The 17,767-nt window shown below is 42.1% G+C and carries 16 protein-coding genes; 15 read left to right on the top strand and 1 reads right to left on the bottom strand.

Annotated elements, in window-relative coordinates; all coding sequences use genetic code 11:
• Positions 1 to 1,550: 1,550 nt before the first annotated feature.
• Positions 1,551 to 1,919 carry a helix-turn-helix domain-containing protein gene (locus ACFINL_RS06290; protein WP_375651088.1) on the bottom strand — a complete coding sequence of 123 codons (369 nt, stop codon included), beginning with the start codon at positions 1,917 to 1,919 and terminating at the stop codon, positions 1,551 to 1,553.
• Between the two features lie 792 nt (positions 1,920 to 2,711).
• Here ACFINL_RS06290 and ACFINL_RS06285 point away from each other — a divergent pair.
• From ACFINL_RS06285 to ACFINL_RS06215, 15 genes are all read left to right on the top strand, one after another.
• On the top strand, positions 2,712 to 3,041 hold the full coding sequence (locus tag ACFINL_RS06285) for a hypothetical protein (RefSeq protein WP_375611698.1): 330 nt from the start codon (positions 2,712 to 2,714) through the stop codon (positions 3,039 to 3,041).
• Between the two features lie 631 nt (positions 3,042 to 3,672).
• The gene (locus ACFINL_RS06280; RefSeq protein WP_375611677.1) at positions 3,673 to 3,804 is read left to right on the top strand and encodes a hypothetical protein; all 132 of its coding nucleotides are present in this window, start codon (positions 3,673 to 3,675) and stop codon (positions 3,802 to 3,804) included.
• Entirely contained in the window at positions 3,785 to 4,000 is a 216-nt protein-coding gene (locus ACFINL_RS06275; protein ID WP_375651084.1) for a hypothetical protein, read from the top strand. The genes ACFINL_RS06280 and ACFINL_RS06275 overlap by 20 nt, the downstream gene beginning before the upstream one ends.
• A 658-nt stretch (positions 4,001 to 4,658) precedes the next feature.
• Positions 4,659 to 6,020, top strand: a complete 1,362-nt coding sequence (locus ACFINL_RS06270; protein ID WP_375638503.1) for a PBSX family phage terminase large subunit — start codon at positions 4,659 to 4,661, stop codon at positions 6,018 to 6,020.
• The gene (locus tag ACFINL_RS06265) at positions 6,005 to 7,855 is read left to right on the top strand and encodes a portal protein (protein ID WP_375651080.1); all 1,851 of its coding nucleotides are present in this window, start codon (positions 6,005 to 6,007) and stop codon (positions 7,853 to 7,855) included. Before ACFINL_RS06270 ends, ACFINL_RS06265 begins: the two co-directional genes overlap by 16 nt.
• 223 nt (positions 7,856 to 8,078) lie before the next feature.
• Positions 8,079 to 8,255 (top strand): hypothetical protein, encoded by a 177-nt coding sequence (locus tag ACFINL_RS06260; RefSeq protein WP_375651076.1) that lies wholly within the window; start codon positions 8,079 to 8,081, stop codon positions 8,253 to 8,255.
• A 178-nt stretch (positions 8,256 to 8,433) separates the two neighbouring features.
• Positions 8,434 to 9,207: a hypothetical protein gene (locus tag ACFINL_RS06255; RefSeq protein ID WP_375651073.1), complete on the top strand. Its 774-nt coding sequence runs from the start codon at positions 8,434 to 8,436 to the stop codon at positions 9,205 to 9,207.
• 346 nt (positions 9,208 to 9,553) lie between these two features.
• Positions 9,554 to 10,672 carry a N4-gp56 family major capsid protein gene (locus ACFINL_RS06250; protein ID WP_273791303.1) on the top strand — a complete coding sequence of 373 codons (1,119 nt, stop codon included), beginning with the start codon at positions 9,554 to 9,556 and terminating at the stop codon, positions 10,670 to 10,672.
• An 83-nt stretch (positions 10,673 to 10,755) separates the two neighbouring features.
• On the top strand, positions 10,756 to 11,451 hold the full coding sequence (locus ACFINL_RS06245; RefSeq protein ID WP_375647476.1) for a hypothetical protein: 696 nt from the start codon (positions 10,756 to 10,758) through the stop codon (positions 11,449 to 11,451).
• Positions 11,452 to 11,473: 22 nt separating this feature from the next.
• Entirely contained in the window at positions 11,474 to 11,617 is a 144-nt protein-coding gene (locus ACFINL_RS06240; protein ID WP_375647471.1) for a hypothetical protein, read from the top strand.
• 168 nt (positions 11,618 to 11,785) lie between these two features.
• A complete protein-coding gene (locus ACFINL_RS06235) occupies positions 11,786 to 11,920 on the top strand; it encodes a hypothetical protein (protein WP_375637711.1) in 135 nt (44 codons plus the stop codon).
• A 79-nt stretch (positions 11,921 to 11,999) separates the two neighbouring features.
• Entirely contained in the window at positions 12,000 to 13,463 is a 1,464-nt protein-coding gene (locus tag ACFINL_RS06230; protein ID WP_375647466.1) for a hypothetical protein, read from the top strand.
• 348 nt (positions 13,464 to 13,811) lie between these two features.
• A complete protein-coding gene (locus ACFINL_RS06225) occupies positions 13,812 to 14,264 on the top strand; it encodes a hypothetical protein (RefSeq protein WP_375651070.1) in 453 nt (150 codons plus the stop codon).
• A complete protein-coding gene (locus ACFINL_RS06220) occupies positions 14,261 to 15,400 on the top strand; it encodes a tail fiber domain-containing protein (protein ID WP_375651066.1) in 1,140 nt (379 codons plus the stop codon). Before ACFINL_RS06225 ends, ACFINL_RS06220 begins: the two co-directional genes overlap by 4 nt.
• Positions 15,397 to 16,401, top strand: coding sequence for a phage tail protein (locus ACFINL_RS06215; RefSeq protein WP_375651062.1), 1,005 nt, complete (start codon positions 15,397 to 15,399; stop codon positions 16,399 to 16,401). Before ACFINL_RS06220 ends, ACFINL_RS06215 begins: the two co-directional genes overlap by 4 nt.
• The last annotated feature ends 1,366 nt before the right edge of the window (positions 16,402 to 17,767 follow it).

Here is a 17,767-nt window from a genome sequence, read left to right as displayed (position 1 = left end):
TGTTCTACGGCTCTATATGCCAATCTAATAGTCAGATCTAAACAATCAAATTCATATGAACTCTTTACAGAAATCTGTTGTTTGAGATTGTTGGAAAGGTGTTTTGTTTTTATCAAATTGTCGCGTGGTGGTTTGGGAGTTTCCTTTGGCTGCATTCTGTAAAGATGTAAAAGCGTAAAAATGTGAATCTGTAAAATGAAGCGGAGGATTTGTGCTTTGTGAGAGCTTTTATTATGGCATGGAATGTGGTGCGAGGATTGGGGGATGTATTTGTGAATGGAGCGGGGAACGCTGGGATGAAGAGTGCTGTTAAGTTGTGAGTGTGTGATGGGAGAGAAAAAGGGGGAATGGAGGATGAAGAGAGTGTGCGCATGGATAGGGGGGAGAGTGTGGGTAAGGCGTTGGTGCAAAGAGATGCGTGAAGGATGGCGATTTTTAAGGAGATAGGGCTTGATTTGTCAAGCCTGACGAAGTGCTGTCGTTTGAGGAGGGCGTCTGAAGACTGTAAGGGGGGTACTAGGCAAAAAGCTGGGTTGGTTTATAGACTATTGTTTATAGAGTGGTGCGGGGTGGTGAACCTTTCCTTGGCTGCGTTCTGTAATGATGTAAAAGCGTAAAAATGTGAATCTGTAAAAGTGAAGTGGGGGGATTTGTGGATTATATATTGTGCGTGTTTTTGGTCACTTTGGGCTTTTGGGGGCGTGGAATGTGGTGCGAGAATTGGGGGGAAGTGTCTTCGTGAATGGAGGAGAAAGTTGGGATGAAGAGTGCTGTTGAAGTGCGTTTTCTGGAGAAGAGTGTGTGGGGAATGGCTGTGAACAGATTGCAGAGCTGATGTGTAAAGAGATGTGAAGAGAGAAAAATCGTGGTGGGCGTTTATATTCTATGCGGAGCTTAACAATTATAGTTGCATCTATATTTGTATGGGGGATATCCGTGAAATGGGTGTGAGAAGCATTGAGAGGTGTTTTTTTTAATAAGTGGGTGAATGAGCAATACAATGAAAGCCTATTTAGAGGGGAAATCCTATTTAGAGGGAATTCTATTTAGAGGGAATTCTATTTAGGGGGAATTCTATTTAGGGGGAATTCTATTTAGGCGGAAGCCCATTTAGAGGGATGCCTATTTAGGGGAAATCCTATTTTAGCTCTTGTTGTTTTAGACATTGTGTTTTGTATGAGGGGCATTTTGCAGGAAAGGTGTTTTGAGGGATGTGGCTCCCTTAAAGAAAAACACAAAAATATCAAAAGAAAAATATAAAAACTTGACAAGGTAAATGTAAAAAGGTATCATAATGATACAATCGGAATTGTGCGTTTAAATCAGAAGAGATCTCTTGATAAAATTCTGTGAGAGGGGTGGGGATGTTTTTCCAAGGTTTTGGTGTTTTTATCCTATTTTGAAGTTTGATCCTATGATGTCGTAAACCGGTGCCGTAAACCGTTTTTTGAGATGTGGTGATATCAGTCAGGCAAGGCTTTAGGTAGAGGGGGATATTGGCAACGGATGTCGATTGATGCGCTTTTGCCTAATCAGAAATTAACCACTGTCTAATCAGAAATTAACCACAAAATTGCTTTTTGTTTTTTCGGCTGGAGCTCTCTAAAGTTTTTTAAAAGGGCGTATTCTTTTTCGCTGGTGGTATCTTGATCGTGGTGTAAGGCATGTTCTTTTGTGGGAATATCTGCTGTTAAAAGGTCCGCATAAAAAAAGTTCATAGGAACCTCTAGTTTTTTAGCAATTTCGAGCAAACACCCCGCGCTTACACGATTTAAACCTTTTTCATATTTTTGGATTTGTTGGAAACTGACACCTAAATGGCTTCCTAATTCCTTTTGAGAAAGTCCCATTGAAATTCTTCTATGACGGATCTTTTTACCTATTGAAATGTCGTTGAAATGTGAATTTTTAGTTTGCACTTCAAGCTCCCCTCCGGTTGCGAGCGCCCTCGCATGAGTATTCCGGGAGTTTGAAAGCACTGAGCTCAGTCAGCCTTTTGCTTTTAGTGCTGACAAGCACTTGGACATAGCAAAAGCTCCCGGAATTCCGGGATACCCGCAAAGCGGGATAAATTTATGTACTGAGCGTTCGGGCTTTCAAATCCCTATTTGACCGTTGCGTGGACGATCAAAAACACAGAACTATCAATAAAGTAGTTTCAGGAGATTGGCAAGAAAAATTAAAATGTTTGCTGTACGGTTATACTGTAAAATAGGGATGTTTGGGGGCGGTAATCTGATGTTAGTAGGGGAATTTATTGGGTAAGAGGTTGGATTATAGTTTAAAACCGGTGCGGGGTGGAAGCTTTATTTAGCAGAGGAAAATTTGCTTTTTGAAGTCGAATTGTAGATCAGAGTTTATCTGGCGTGTTTGATGAAACACCATTCTTTGAAATGTGGGATAGCCATATGAAATAATCAGCAGGGGAATCTGATAGACGAGAAATCAGCTTGTTGACAGACCCGTGTTTACAGAACGGTGCGGGGTAGTAATTTGAGCGTTTCGTTTGGCTTTTTTCTGTAAAGATGGAAAAGCGTAAAAACGTGTATCTGTAAAATTATGCGGAGGATTTGGGCTTTATGTGGGTTCTTGTCTTTTAGGGTGTGGTCTCATTTTTTATTGTTGATGGCTTGTTAAATTTTGTTGCTGATTTTCATGTCATTTTTTGTGTTTGAAGTATTGGTTTTTCTTTAGTTGGAAGGAACATGATGATGGTAGATGAACATTGTCTTCCCTTACGTCGAAAAGGGCGGAAAAAAACAACTTTGAATAAAACAACAAAGCGATTTAATGAAGCTCTTTTGACAGCCGCTGAGCAGGCTGGATATCACTATGGTGAGGATGGGCTGGTGTCTTATCTTCAGTATCATGCGTTGAATAATCCTGTTCCTTTTTTTTCGCTGCTGGCAAAAGTCTTGCCTCTTCAGGTTACGGGAGAAGCAGGGGGAGATGTTAAAACAGTTTCGCGTATTGAGATTGTACCAGTGAAGCCCAAAAATACTGAACCGAAGAAGCTTGATCCTTTGGTCACTGAGGCTTGAAGTTATGAGAAAATATTGGGTTGGGCATATGATGTTTAAGGGATATTGTCTTTGAACGGGAATGCTAGGTGTTTGTCTGAAAGCTTATGATTGAAATTGCGTTGAGGGGTGTGTGCTTTAGGCGTGTGAGCTGTGAAGTTGTTGGGCTTTGGTGGGGGATGCATGAGGACGTGGACTGGAGGAGACTTCGGTGCATATGGTGTTTTTGGGGGTATATGGTGTCTGGGGTGGTCTGTGTGAAGCGGGCAAGATGCTTTTATGGCGATGTGTGAGGGGCGCGATACCTGAAAGATGTTGGGGAGTGCTTGATGATATTTGCTGTTTTGGATTTCTGGTGAAGGTTTGGTCTTTTCTCGTTATTGAAATGGGGGAGATGTTAAAACAGTTTCGCGTATTGAGATTGTATCAGTGAAGCCCAAAAATAGCGAACCGAAGAAGCTTGATCCTTTGGTCACTGAGGCTTGAAGTTACGAGAAAATATTGGGTTTTGGCACATGATGTTTAAGGGATATTGTCTTTGAACGGGGATGCTAGATGTTTGTCTGAAAGCTTATGATTGAAATTGCGGTGAGGGGCTGAGTGCTTTAGGCATGTGAGCTGTGAAGTTGTTAAGCTTTGGTTGGGGGGATGCATGAGGACGTGGACTGGAGGAGACTTCGGTGCATATGGTGTTTTTTGGGGGTACATGGCGTCTGGGGTGGTCTGTTTGAAGAGGGGCCGGCAAGATGCTTTTATGGCGATGCGTGAGGGGCGCGATACCTGAAAGATGTTGGGGAGTGCTTGATGATATTTGCTGTTTTGGACCTCTGGTGAAGGTTTGGTCTTTTCTCGTTATTGAAGGTGTGGAGATATCAAAAACAGTTTCGCGTATCGAGATTGTACTAGTGAATGCAAAAAATAGTGAACCGGAGAAGCATGATACCTCGATAACTGAGGCTTGTGATATTGAAAAATGTTAGGCTGAGGTGGGTGATGTGGGGTGATGTCTTGCAAGGGGGCTGCTTTGGTGATTACCTATCTTGAGGGGATTGAAGCGGAGGCTATCATGCTTGTAGGCGCTCGTGATACTGGGAAGGGGCTTTGGTGAATGATGCCGTAAGGGCCCGTGTGCTGGAGGGTTTGGTGCAGGGTATTTGTGTGGTGGATATGGAACAGTGTTTTGATGGGTGAGGGGCATGAAACTTGAGAGAAATGTTATGCTTGCGGGATGCATGTGTTTTGGTGGGGTATCTTGGGGGATAAAGTGTGAGGATTGGTGATGCTTGAGAGGCATGGTCTTGGAGGATGTTGGGCTTTGGATATGCCTGAGAGCCATGTGCTGAGGCTATGATTTGGTTGGGGGATGCCGTGCTTGTGGTTGGGGGATGACAGGCGCGGTGTTTGAGGGGGTGGGGCTTTTGTGCCTTGGGGGCTTGGGGCGCATAGGTGGGGTCAAGGGGATCTCATGCAAAAAAGTGAAATTTATTGAATATGTGTGATGAAGAAAAGATAAAGCGCTGCTTTTGAGAAGGGCGTTTTTCGTTCAATTGCTCTTTTCGTTCAATTGCTCTGGGATCATTAAACTTGGGATAAGCAAAAGGGTGCAGCGCAATTATTGCTAAAGTATGAAAATTTATAATGACAACTGTTCAGAAAATTTCTCAAAAAATTGAGCAGAAAACGGCTCAAGTGGCTCTTATTCCAAAGCTTATTCCTGTTTTTACTGGAAAAGCAGATGTGCGAGCCGCTTGGGGAGGACGGGGTTCTGGAAAAACACGTTCTTTTGCTTTGATGTCGGCTGTGGTGGGATATCGCCATGGAATGGCTGGAGAACGCGGGATTATTCTTTGTGCAAGGCAATTTCAAAATTCTCTTAATGAAAGTTCTTTGGAGGAAATTAAACGCGCTATCGAGTCTTATCCTTTTTTACAAGACTATTATGAAATCGGCGATAAATATATTAAGTCAAAAGATGGACGGATTGTCTATGTGTTTGCTGGGCTTGATCGCAATATCGCAAGTATTAAATCAATGGGACGCGTTTTCCTTTGTTGGGTCGATGAAGCCGAGCCCGTGACAGAAACTGCTTGGCAAACACTTATTCCAACTTTGCGCGAAGAAGGAAAAGATTGGAATGCAGAATTATGGGTCACATGGAACCCATGCCATGAAAATGCAGCCGTGGAAAAACGTTTCCGAAATGTCGATAATCCTCATATCAAAGGGGTGGAAATCAATTGGCGTGATAATCCGCAATTTCCTGAAAAACTCAATCGTGATCGAATGGACGATTTGCAGCAAAGACCAGAGCAGTATAACCATATTTGGGAAGGCGAATATCTCCAAGCTGTCCAAGGGGCTTATTATCAGAAATGCCTGCTGGAAGCCGAAATGGAAGGGCGGATTACCACTGTTCCACGGGATCCTTTGATGCAGGTGAGAATCTTTTGGGATATCGGGGGAACAGGAGCAAAGGCCGATGCTACCGCATTGTGGGTGGCGCAATTTGTTGGACGTGAAATCCGAGTGCTCGATTATTATGAAGCCCAAGGACAACCTCTCTCAGAGCATGTGGGCTGGGTTTTTCAAAGGGGATATGAAAAGGCTCTTATGGTTTTGCCTCATGATGGCGCAACAAAAGATCGTGTCTATAATGTGAGTTTTGAAAGTGCCCTTCAACAAGCCGGTTTTCAAACCAAAATAATTCCTAACCAAGGAACAGGCGCTGTGAAAATGCGTATCGAAGCCGTAAGGCGGTTGTTTCCTGCACTATGGTTTAATCGTGAAACGACATGTGCGGGCAGAAAAGCGCTTGCTTGGTATCATGAAAAGCGCGACGAACAGCGCAATATCGGACTAGGGGCTGAACATGATTGGGCTAGCCATGGGGCCGATGCCTTTGGACTGATGTGTGTGGCTTATGAACAACCAAATGCTAAAGCGCGAAAAAAACCTTATCGCTCGTTTCACCATTCTCAAACTTCATGGATGGCTTTTTAATGAATAGTTCTACAGATTCTTCTTTTAATCAAATCGAAACGCTTGAAAATCAAGCTCTCTTTAAAAAACTCGTGGGTTGGTATCAGGATGATATTGATCATGTCGAAAAATGGCGAAAAAATGCCCAGGAAGATTACGATTTTTATAATGGACGGCAATGGAATGAGCAAGACTTGGCTGTCTTGCACGAACAAAACAGACCGGTGATGACTTTTAACCGTATTGCGCCTTTAATTAATGCCGTGATTGGGGCTGAGCGCAATAATAAAAGGCAAGTGCAATTTATTCCACGACAAGAAGGGGCTGCCTTTGCAAACCAGATTCTGACAGGAGCAGCCGAATGGTTTCGCGATGAAGCCGACGGGGAATACGAAGATTCCGATGCTTTTCAAGATGCAATTATTTGCGGAATGGGCTGGACAGATACACGCCTTGATTATGAACAAGATCCCCAAGGAAAACCAATCATTGCGCGGTTGGATCCTATGAAAATGGTGTGGGATGCAAGTGCTGTTAAGTCTAATCTCATTGATGCTCAACGCTTATGGTATATCGATGAAAAACCTCTTGCCGTAGCGCAGGAAATGTTTCCAAATGTTCATTGGAGTGATCTTCATGCGGATTGGGTGAAACATCAGAGCTTTTTACAGCCAACCAGCAATGGGATGACACAAAGTTATCAGTCCGAGAGGGGGTATCAAGGAGAAGAGGGGAGCGGCTATCAACGTCCTAAAATGGTGACATTGGCAGAATGTCGCTGGTTTGAACGCGAGGTGGTTTATAAAGTCCTTGAGCCTCAAAGTGGAAGGTTTGTCGATTATTCAGAGCAGGATTTCCAAAATTTAAGCAAAACCTTTCCTCATGTTCAAGCAACAAGGTTGAACAGAAAAATTGTCAAACGGGCATTTTTAGGTAGAAAGCTGCTTGAAGCGCCTGATAAGCCCTTGGTTCCACCCAATCAATTGGGATGGGAGTGTATTACCGGTACTTTTGATAAGTTAAGTCGGCAATTTTACGGAATTGTGCGCCCTACAAAAGATCCGCAACGGTGGGCAAACAAATATTTTAGTCAAGTAATGCACTTGCTCAATAGCCAATCAAAAGGCGGCATTATGGCAGAACGCGATGCTTTTGATGATGATCGACAAGCCGTCGAGAGTTGGGCTAGAGCTGATAGTATTACTTGGTTGAAAAGTGGGGCTGTGTCTGGCGGAAGAATCCAACCTAAACCCGTGGCGCAATTTCCGCAAGGTTTTTTTCAATTGTTTAATGAAGCAAAGAGTGCTCTCGAACAGGTGACGGGGTTGTCTTCTGAATTTATTGGGACGCGAGCTGTCAATCAGCCTGGCATTCTTGAACAACAACGGCGACAATCGTCACTTAATCTTTTGGCTTCCTTTTTTGATGGGTTGCGTCGATATCGGCAACGACAGGGAAAAATTATTCTCTATCTTATTCAAAATTATCTCTCCGATGGGCGGTTGGTGCGTATTGCTGGTGATGAAAATGCCCAGTATGTGCCGCTGACACGCGAAATGGTGACAAGCTTGGAATATGATATTGTCGTGGATGATGCGCCAACAAGTCTTAATGAAAAAGAGCGTACTTTTGCACTGATCATGCAATTGCTTCCTTTGATGCAAAATTTTACAACGCCTGAGATTATGCTCGATCTTTTACGCTATTCGCCTTTACCGGCTTCACTTATTCATAAAATTGCGATAAAGGCGCAAAACTCTTTTCAAGAAGAGCAAAATGCTTCAGCGCAGATGGGGGGTAATGTGGGAACAGAGCAGATAATGCAGATGTTGCAGACAGTAAAGGCTCAACAATAGGACGCTTTGTCATGCGCGACTTCTGATAAATTCCATCTACCAGAAATTGCTTATCGATACAATTTCCATAGCGTAATGTCGTCTTCCTTTATCTTCGAAGAGCTGTTTTATGAGACTATCCCTGTTGGGGGAAAACAGGAGAACGAGGGAGTCTTGCCGTTATGTGGGGTGAACTTGGTGGGGCATGGTGGGCGCAGAATGAGCTTATCGATTTCCATAGTGCATGGGCTTCCTTTTCCCAAAAGAACTGTTTTATAGGGCTGGATTGTTGGGAAAAGTAGGGTGGAGAGGGAGTCTTGCCGTTATGTGGGGTGAACTTGGTGGGGCATGGTGGGGCAGAATGGGCTTATCGATTTTTGTAGTGCATGGGCTCCCTTTTCTTAAAAGAACTGTTTTGTAGGGCAGTGTTGTTGGGAAAAGTAGGGTGGAGAGGGAGGCTTGCTGTCATGTGGGGTGGAGAGCATTGGGGAGAATGCTGGTGCTAAATGATGAGAGAGCATTGAGGGGATAAGTGCTTATGGGGCTGTTTTATCTGAAAAATTTGATTTTATTGTTTAAAAAAAGAAAAGGCTAATGTCATGGATCAAGAACACTTAACGCCGGCAGAACAAAATCAATTAAAACAAGATTTTCTGGTCTCAACACAAGAGGGAGAAGATGGTGAAATTGCAAGAGAAGAAAAAACTCTTGAAGATAATTTCCAAGGGCAAGTGCATCAACAACAGTCCTCTTCGCAAAAGGCTGGAAAAGAGGTTCAAGGGGGAGAAGATGTTCCACCAGATCCACAAAAAGACTTTATAGGCTATATGCAATGGTTGGGAAAAACACTCCAAAAACAAGGGCTTTTACATGAAAAACAACAGCCTTCTCTTGCTCGCGAAGCAGAACAGTTGCATGCATTTTTTCAGCAGTCTGTTGCCAGTGTTAAACAAAAGCATCATGATTTTGATCAAGCAGCTGATTTTATTTATGAAACGCGGGCTAAACAGTTGGCAGCTTGTGCTTCGCTCTATCCTGAGATGGCAGATCCCCAAAATATTGATGCGATAATTGGTGATGAGTTGAAGCAGATCTTGCGCGATTGTGCGCAAAAAAATCAAAATCCGGCTGAAGTGATTTACTCTATTGCACAAAAAATTGGCTACACAAATGTTCCCAATAACATGGGTGAAAATTTACAGGAAAGACACAATTCTGCACGTACTCTTGCTGCTTATAACGGCTTGACGCCAAATGGGCCGATTTCTTTGGATATGCTTGATAAAATGTCAGAAGCAGAGTTTAGCGCTTGGGTTGCTGATCCTAAAAATAAAGCCGCTTTTAATCGTTTAATGGGGGGAAGAGAATTTTAAAAACAAGAATGTGGCAGGTGTTTTTTGCGGGAATGTTAAGAGGCTTTTGGCGCAGAAGAATGCGGGGGAGTGTTTTTTGCGGGAACGTTAAGAGGCTTTTGGCGCAGAAGAATGCGGGGGAGTGTTTTTTGCGGGAACGTTAAGAGACTTTTGGCGCAGAAGAATGCGGGGGGATTTCTCACAGCACGGATGTGGTGAGGAGAGCTCTTATAAGGGGGAGGCAGACGCTAACAGAAATTAGATAAAACTCACAAACAACCTATTCACCATTTGAAATGAAATGTGGTGTTTTAACAACCGGCGCTTTGCCGGGTTTTTTATGTCAATAAAACTTTTAGAGGACAAAATGACTGTAACTTATATCGGACTTAATGACCCAATGGCAGTGCGCACATGGTCTAAATTACTAAACCAAGAAGTCTCAAAAGCACTTCCAATTGCACCGTTGATTGGAAATGATTCAAACAGTATCGTACAATTAAAAGATGAAACCACGAAAGCAAGTGGGGATGCTATTAGCTTTAATTTGCGTGTGCAGTTGCTAGGCGATGGGGTGAGCGAAGGGCAGACATTGGAAGGCAATGAAGAAGCTTTACAGTTTCTCAATGATCGCTTGGCAATTAATGAACTCGTTCATGCCGTGCGTGTCAAAAATGAGGGAACGATTGATCAACAACGAATTCTCCATGATTTGCGCACCGAGGCAAAAAATGGTTTGGTTGATTGGTATGCAGATCGTCTGAGTATGATGTTCTTCATTCAAGTTTGCGGGTATACCGCAAAAACAATTAACTTTGAAGGACGCACGATTACCCTTAAACCAGTTCATTATGGGTTTAATGCGCCAACGGCACCAACCAATAAACGTGTGGTACGTCCTAATGATAAAGCAAAAGATGAGGACTTAAAAGAAGACGATGTTTTTGATCTCAGCTTGATTGATAAAGCAGTTGAACGGGCTAAATTGGCAAATCCTAAAATTAGACCTGTGCGGATCGATGGGGAAAATGTTTATGTGCTTTATCTTCATCCAACCCAAGTGACACAATTGCGAACCAATACTGATGCGGGGCAATGGCTCGACATTACTAAGGCAATCTATAGTGGAAGTCGTATCAAAAATCCGCTCTATGATGGGTCTTTGGGCATGTATAATGGTGTGGTTTTGCGCGAAGCTGAACATATTACCGAAGGGGTCGAAGCTGGAACCGCTAACAAAGCTGTACCAAATGTGCGGCGGGCTGTTCTGCTTGGTGCGCAGAGTGCTGTGATTGCTTTTGGTAAAGATCGAGGGGCGACACGCTATAAATTGGTGGAGGAACTCTTCGACTATGAAAGAGAATTCGGGGTTGCGGCAAAAACCATTATTGGGATGAAAAAAACTTGCTTTACCTTGCCAGGAAGTACGCAAGGGGCTCAGGATTTTGGCACTATCGTCATCCCAACTTATGGAGCACCCGCTTAAAGCGAACGCTTGCTCTCTTCCCCCAACAAGAGGGATCTGTTGGGGGAAAAATTTAAAATGCTTCCAGAAACAAGGACAGGCTTATGACCACTTTATCCACTGATCCCCAAAATCTAAACCTTACACATTCAGACCATTCTAAAACTTTTGCTTATATGGTCGCGCTTATTCAAGATGAAATTGACGATACAACAGCGGAATATTCCCTGCAAATTCAAGATTCAATTTTTACGGCTTTGCGTTTGTGTGAACGCGAACCCTTTTTCTTTAATGAAAAAAGAGAAAGGACGTTTAAAACACAAAGTGGTAAAACATGGTATGGGCAAGAAGAAGGGGTTTTTATTGAAGCAGAAAAGAGTTTGGAGGGCGTCTTTTTAGTAACAAAGAGTGCAACACCAACAAAGTTGTTCTTTAAGCCCTTGGAAGTGTTGCATCAACAATATGGTATGCATCCTGCGCTAGGAACGCCATTCTTTTATACCTACCTTGATCAAAAAATAGGACTCTTTCCAACACCAGAACATCTGGAAACTGTACAGCTTTCTTATGCTCCTGTTCATTTTGCCGATGAACAGCTGAAAGAGGATGATAACCCTTGGTTGATTTATGCTTTTGATCTTATTAAAGCACGAGCAAAATATGAACTTTATAAAAATATCCTTAAAGATCCTGAATATGCCGCCGTTTCTTTCAGAGATTTTCAAGAACAGCTTCAAGCTTTGCGCATTGAAACATCGCGCCGAAAAGGTTCTTCAAAGATTCGCCCAATGCGTTTTTAAAAGACTTTTTTCCAAATCGTTTATGGCTGGCGTTGAAGGTTGGTTTGGCACTGGTGGCTGGTTTGTCACTTATGGCTGGATACACGCGTTGGGTGTTGATGGTGAAGGGCTGGTGGATGGCGTTGGGGTGGCCATTATTGATGGTATCGTTTTTTTGGTGCGTTAAACAACTTGAGGTTGTTTATTTTGTTGAATTTTATGCCTTTAGAGTTTTAAGAGCTTTTGTGGTTTTTTATCCATAAACCTTTGTATTTTGAATGGCACTGAGCTTTTCAAAGATTTTATGGGGGGCTCTTGATGGCTCTTTCCCCCGTCATTGTGGGGGGTGATGTGATTGCGGGCAGTTGATTTTGGTTTGGCGCTGGTGGATGGCGTTGGGGTGGCCATTATTGATGGTATCGTTTTTTTTGGTGCGTTAAACAATCTAAGGTTGTTTATTTTGTTGAATTTTATGCCTTTAGAGTTTTAAGGGCTTTTGTGGTTTTTTATCAATAAGCCTTGGTGTTTTGAATGGCACTGGGCTCTTCAAAGATTTTATGGGGGTCTTGATGGCTTTTTTCCCAATCGCTGATTATCGACCCGATGTGGCGGATATCAATGGAATTTTTACCGATGAACTTGTTAATGTGCTCCCGGCGGATGGCTCCTATATCCCTATGCCAAGTTTTGAACCTTTATCAGAGCCTTGTCCGGAGCCAATCTTAGGCACTCTTGCGGTTAAAACAAAAAATGGGGTTTCTATTATTGTCGGGACAAGAGATAAAATCTACTTGCTTGATAATACAACAATGAACTGGAAAGATATTAGCCAAAAAGGAAAACCTTATCTGGCTAATGTTGATGCTCCGTGGTCTTTTGCTTTGTTTGGTGATTTTATCATTGCTGTGAATGCCAATGATAAACCACAAGTGATTGATATTAATCATGATAAAACATTTAGAAATTTAGGAGGAAATCCACCACAGGCAGGGATTGTTCGAATCTGGGGAGATTTCGTTTGTTTGATGAAATTAACCGAAAATCCAAGACGGGTTCATTGGTCTGGATTAAATGATGCTGAATTTTGGACCGTGGGAAAAAAAAGTTGTGATTATCAAGATTTTCCTGATGGCGGATTCGTCCAAGGGGCAACGGAGACAACAAATCCAATTATCTTTATGCGTTCTGCAATCTATGCTGGTTCTTTTATTCCTGGCTCTAAGATTATTTTTAGTTTCCAAAAAATCCACGATAAACGAGGCGCAAAAAATGCTGAATCAATTGTTTGTAGAGGCGATTTAGCATTCTTTGCCGATGAGGGCGGGTTTTATCAAATAACAAATGAGGGACAGATTATACCCATTGGGTTCGAAAAAGTCGATCGAACGATGACCGCAAAATCAAGGAAGGATAATCTGTACACTCTGTCTGCTGCTATCGATGGGGTGTATAATCGTGTTTATTGGATGGTTGATTCTGATGAGAACCTTCATAAACGTATCTTGCTCATTTATGATTGGGGATTGCAAAAATGGACAAAAGCTCTCGTCGATATCAAAATGATATTGCCTATTTTCTTAGCAGGAACAACCCTAGAAGGTCTTGATTTTGTGACTAAGAATATTGACGATTTGTCCTTTTCTCTCGATAGTAAAGCTTGGAAAAATGAATCGCCTATTCTGGGGGCATTTGATCAACAGGGGAGACTGGGTTCGTTTTCTGGGGGTCCTATGGCTTGTGTCGTGACATCACAAGAAATGGGGCAGACAAATGGCATGATAACACGGGTGAAAAATATTATGCCTCAAGTCAATAGTGGAAAGTTTTATTTGTCTGTGGGAATGCGCTTTCGACAATCTCTTGAAGAGGAAACTGTTTGGTTGCCAGAAAAACAGCCCTCTTATAATACTGGACAAATTCACTGTCGTGCAAGGGCACGGTTTTATCGCTTTAAATTGCGTATTCCTGAAGGGGTGAATTGGACTCATGTCACTGGATTTGATGTGGAATTGACGCGGGCCGGCATGCGATAGGCATGCCCTTTTGTAATACCATGCGATAGGCTCAAGCCTCTATTATTAAAGAACAAATGCCCCATAGGCTTCCCAAACCTTTATAAACAAAGGCACAATGCGATAAGCTGTGTCTTTATAATATGAAGAACAAGGTGGTGCGTTATGTTTCATGCTTTTCTGCGATAAAGGAAAATAGGCTGCACCATGGTTTATTTTTATAAAGAAAAAAGTTCCCTCTTTGTTGTGACAAAGGGATGATGGGGCTTTTTTTCTTTTATTGTGCGGGGGGCATGGAATGCGTGAAGTATGCATGGGGATGCGTATTGCTCAAATGAGGGAAATGACAAAGCTAAAAGAGCTAAAATTATGATGCTTGAGAGTCAAGGTTTATATTCTGCTCATCTGACAGAGCAGTGGCCATGGGGAAAAATAGCTCCCTATCAAGAGGCACTCAATGCTGCATTGAAAAAATATGCGCAGCGCTTTCCGGATGATGTTTGTCTGGAAAAAATTGCTGAAGAAATCGCTACAGGACAAGCACAATTGTGGCTGGTCTTAAAAAATAAAATCCAATTTAGTGCTTTTGCAATTACCAAAGTTGAAATAACCCATACGGGAAAAAAATGCGTCGTTCTCTCAGATCTTGCGGGAGAGGGAGGGCTGAAATTGGTCAAGTTGATTGATGAAGTCGAAAAATGGGCGCGAACAATCAATGCGGACGAAATGCACATGTTTGGAAGAACTGGATGGGCGAAAAAGCTCGCTCATCACGGATATTCTCGTAATCTTATTCAATATAGAAAGGTTCTGGGTTCATGAGTAGAAAAAAAACACCTCAAGTGCAGACAACAACACAAACAAATGCACCACCCGCTTGGGCTGCTGATATTCTTAAACAAGCCAGTGCTAACGCGCTTGGACTTTATAATAAAGGAATTGGCGGAAACGTTTATCAGGGAGAGAGAGTTGCCGGTCTTAGCGATATGACAAAAAATGCGCTAACTGGTTTACAACAAGCAGCTGGGCTCTATAATAATCCAACGGTAACGCAATGGTTGAATGCACCAACCAACAGCGCTACAAATCTTTCCGGTATGGCTAAGGGAAGCTGGATTGGAAGCAATAGCAAATTTAATACTGCATTGCAAAATGCTCTGAATAAAACATCCGATGCAATTAATCAATCGATGTCGGGAGCAGGACGTTATGGTTCTGGGGCTCATACTGGTGTGCTGGCCGATGAGTTAGGCGCCTTGGCAACAAATGCTGCGGTACAGCAATATAATCAAGATATTAATAATATGATGAACGCGAACCAGATGATTGATCGCTCTCAGAATGATCAAGTTAATGCGGCAAATAGCTATTATCAAGGACAGAGTAACGTGCAAAGCAATGCTTTGAAAGGGGGTATGATTCAAGATATAAACCGCCAAAATGTCTTAGATGCTGAACGCCAAAAATGGTCAGAAAAAGATAATCAAGATTGGAACCGATTGCAAAGCTTGTTACAGGTAGGAACACAGGCTGCTGGAAATTACGGAACGACTTCAGGAAAATCCACGACAATGCCTTCTGTGACAAAAGATCCATTGCGTGATGCGCAGCAAGTACTTGGATTGGTCGGAGGAATTTTAGGGCTTTGTGATGTGAGAGCAAAAGAAAATATTATCCCTGTGGGGCAGAAAAAGGGATATCCACTTTATACCTTTAATTATAAGGGAAATCCACAACGTTATCAGGGCGTTATGGCGCAAGACGTGTTGCGTGTGAACCCTGAAGCTGTTTATGTCAATGCGAAAACAAAGTTATTGCATGTTGATTATGACAAAATAGGCCTGAAAATGGAAAAAATGAAAATGGAGAAAATGCCGGCATCTAAAAATAAAATTGCGGCTTTCTTTTCTTCATTTTTTGCTCGTTTTCCCTTTTTGAAAAAAGAGTATCTTCTATGAGCTCGATTTATGATTGGTCAATTGTTGCATCAGAAAATGCTTATGTCGACGAGAATATAAACTGGGCAGAAGGGCAACCGCCAAGCACAGTCAATGATAGTGCTCGCGCTATGATGCAACGCATCAAAGAATATTTGTTGGATAATGGGGGCGGGATTGAAACACAGTTTACTGTCGATGTGGAAAATGAGAGAACGTCACTTCGTTTGGCAACAAAGTCTTTTTTTGAGACTTATATGGATGGCATTGTTGTGCGCTTTAAAGCACAAGGCGTCAACAGAGGAATAACAAATATTTCTTTAAATCAATTGCCGCCAAGACCAACTTATATGGCAACGCCAGAGGGTATTATGCCTTTAAAGGGCGGGGAAATTCAAAAAGGGGGGCTTTATGAAGTCGTCTATACGCGTGATATTGCCGGAAAAAATGCTGATGGCTGGTTTTTAACCAATCCTACTATAAAACTTCCTGAAATTCCGCCCTTTCCTCCTTTGCCTGAAACTTTTTCTTCTGGATTTATCGGGACTTTTGCTACAGAAAAAATACCCTCTGGATGGTTACTGTGTGATGGTAAAGAATATTCGCGAAGGAACTATGCTAATCTCTTTGCTGTTCTGGGAGAAACATGGGGAAAAGGAAACGGGAGAACAACATTCAATGTTCCCGATTTGCGTGGAATGTTTTTACGGGGGCTCGATAGTGGAAAAGAAATTGATAAAGGACGTCGCTTGGGAAGCCGACAAGAAGAGTCTTTTCAATCCCATACCCATGAGGGAAAAACAGATTCAACAGGTAACCACCAGCATAGTTATCCAATGATTGAAGAGGTAGTTTGGGATATGAATCACGGTGAATATTATAGAAATCTGGCTCAAATTTACAATAAAAATTTGTTGACAGGTCCTGCGGGAGAGCATGAACATAAGGTCTTGTTGCAAAAAACAGGGGGAGATGAAACACGTCCTGTCAATGTGGCGGTGGTTTATGCTGTCAAAGCCTGAGAATGAAAGCTGTGTGAGAGAAAGATAAAAATGCTTGCAAAATGTTTGTTATGAAAAAAAGTCTTATTGAATATAAAGTCTTATAGAATATATTGTGCAGAAAGTTTTGAGGCGCTTTAGAAAAAAAACTCAACTCTCTTTATTCTTTTATTTTTTGTGCTGCCTTTGTTGGATGCCTAAAGGTGAGTTTACCTATTGTTCTTTAGAGGATCAAGACAGTGATTATTAAAGGTAGGGAAAGAACAAAAAAAATTTCTTTATTCATGGCGTTTTTTGCTGAGGAATAAAGATTTTATCCCAAATGCCTCTCTCTTGTGGTATCGTGATCCATTGTTTCAAGTGCTGGGTTTAAACCGCTGCTGTGCGATGACAAAAAGCCCCTAGATAATTTTATCCTATTATAGCGTAAATACCGTCATTAAAACACTATTATTGAAGCTGGTGATATCAGTAAGATAGCTTAAAGTATTTAATACATTAGCAACTGTTCTGGGGAGGATTTGCTTGGTTAAGTATTATGCAAGTGAATCATATAAATAATGAGCAGATATGGAGCTCCTTCAGAGGAGTTGGATTGTTTACAAACCGATGTGGGGCTAAAACCTTTGTCCTTTGAGGGTGGTGGAAAGAGGTCAACGGATATGTTTATTTAAAGCGAGAAAAAGCAAAATGGAGCACTCCCTTTTTTGGCAAAGCGTGTAGGAAAAAAGCCACTCTTTGTTTTCAAAATGGGTGCACTGTTGGCAAGAGCAGCAGGTTGGCGATGCGTTGTAGTACATGGTGAGGCATTGAACTCTCTGAGATGGCATTTTGTGCTTATCAGGAAACTTCTTGAAACGGGATGAGAGTGATACGAGAAAAATCTATAAGACAATAGTTTGTTCCGTTGTGTTGTAAAATACCATTGTTTGAGATGTGGTTAAAATTTTATGCATGGGGTGTTTTTCATCTGTGCGTATTCCTAACGCAGCATTTTTTTGTAGAATAACTCTGGACAGGGGATACATTACAAGGATGCATTTGAAGGGGGAAGCCAAGTCAAATCTGTTAGATAAGAAGCCAGATTGTTTACAAACCATTGTTTATTGATTGGCATTATTTAAAGACCGGTGTGGGCTTTGTCATTTTGGGAAAGGTTGATACAGCATGCAAGGTGACATGCATTTCTCTTTGGTTTTAGGTGGTAAAATCATCATTTTAGGTGGAAAACAGAGTATAATCTAAAAAAATACCTTGTAAAAATTTTCGATGAGGAATTTTTTTCAAAAGCTTTTCATATGGTTGTCTGAGGTTGTCTGAGGTTGTCTGAGGTTGTCTGAGGTTGTCTGAGGTTGTCTGAGGTTGTCTGAGGTTGTCTGAGGTTGTC

Origin of the sequence: Bartonella sp. AA78NXGY, assembly GCF_042197005.1 — a bacterium.
GTDB lineage: Bacteria > Pseudomonadota > Alphaproteobacteria > Rhizobiales > Rhizobiaceae > Bartonella.
The sequence above is the reverse complement of the archived record's forward strand: the minus strand, read 5'-3'. Positions and strand labels throughout refer to the sequence as shown.

Bases quoted from the DNA above. Each gene is read 5' to 3' on its own strand.
- ACFINL_RS06285 (WP_375611698.1), top strand. From the start codon at position 2,712: ATGGTAGATGAACATTGTCTTCCCTTACGTCGAAAAGGGCGGAAAAAA.
- ACFINL_RS06280 (WP_375611677.1), top strand. From the start codon at position 3,673: ATGAGGACGTGGACTGGAGGAGACTTCGGTGCATATGGTGTTTTTTGG.
- ACFINL_RS06270 (WP_375638503.1), top strand. From the start codon at position 4,659: ATGACAACTGTTCAGAAAATTTCTCAAAAAATTGAGCAGAAAACGGCT.
- ACFINL_RS06265 (WP_375651080.1), top strand. From the start codon at position 6,005: ATGGATGGCTTTTTAATGAATAGTTCTACAGATTCTTCTTTTAATCAA.
- ACFINL_RS06260 (WP_375651076.1), top strand. From the start codon at position 8,079: ATGGGCTTCCTTTTCCCAAAAGAACTGTTTTATAGGGCTGGATTGTTG.
- ACFINL_RS06255 (WP_375651073.1), top strand. From the start codon at position 8,434: ATGGATCAAGAACACTTAACGCCGGCAGAACAAAATCAATTAAAACAA.
- ACFINL_RS06250 (WP_273791303.1), top strand. From the start codon at position 9,554: ATGACTGTAACTTATATCGGACTTAATGACCCAATGGCAGTGCGCACA.
- ACFINL_RS06245 (WP_375647476.1), top strand. From the start codon at position 10,756: ATGACCACTTTATCCACTGATCCCCAAAATCTAAACCTTACACATTCA.
- ACFINL_RS06240 (WP_375647471.1), top strand. From the start codon at position 11,474: ATGGCTGGCGTTGAAGGTTGGTTTGGCACTGGTGGCTGGTTTGTCACT.
- ACFINL_RS06230 (WP_375647466.1), top strand. From the start codon at position 12,000: ATGGCTTTTTTCCCAATCGCTGATTATCGACCCGATGTGGCGGATATC.
- ACFINL_RS06225 (WP_375651070.1), top strand. From the start codon at position 13,812: ATGATGCTTGAGAGTCAAGGTTTATATTCTGCTCATCTGACAGAGCAG.
- ACFINL_RS06220 (WP_375651066.1), top strand. From the start codon at position 14,261: ATGAGTAGAAAAAAAACACCTCAAGTGCAGACAACAACACAAACAAAT.
- ACFINL_RS06215 (WP_375651062.1), top strand. From the start codon at position 15,397: ATGAGCTCGATTTATGATTGGTCAATTGTTGCATCAGAAAATGCTTAT.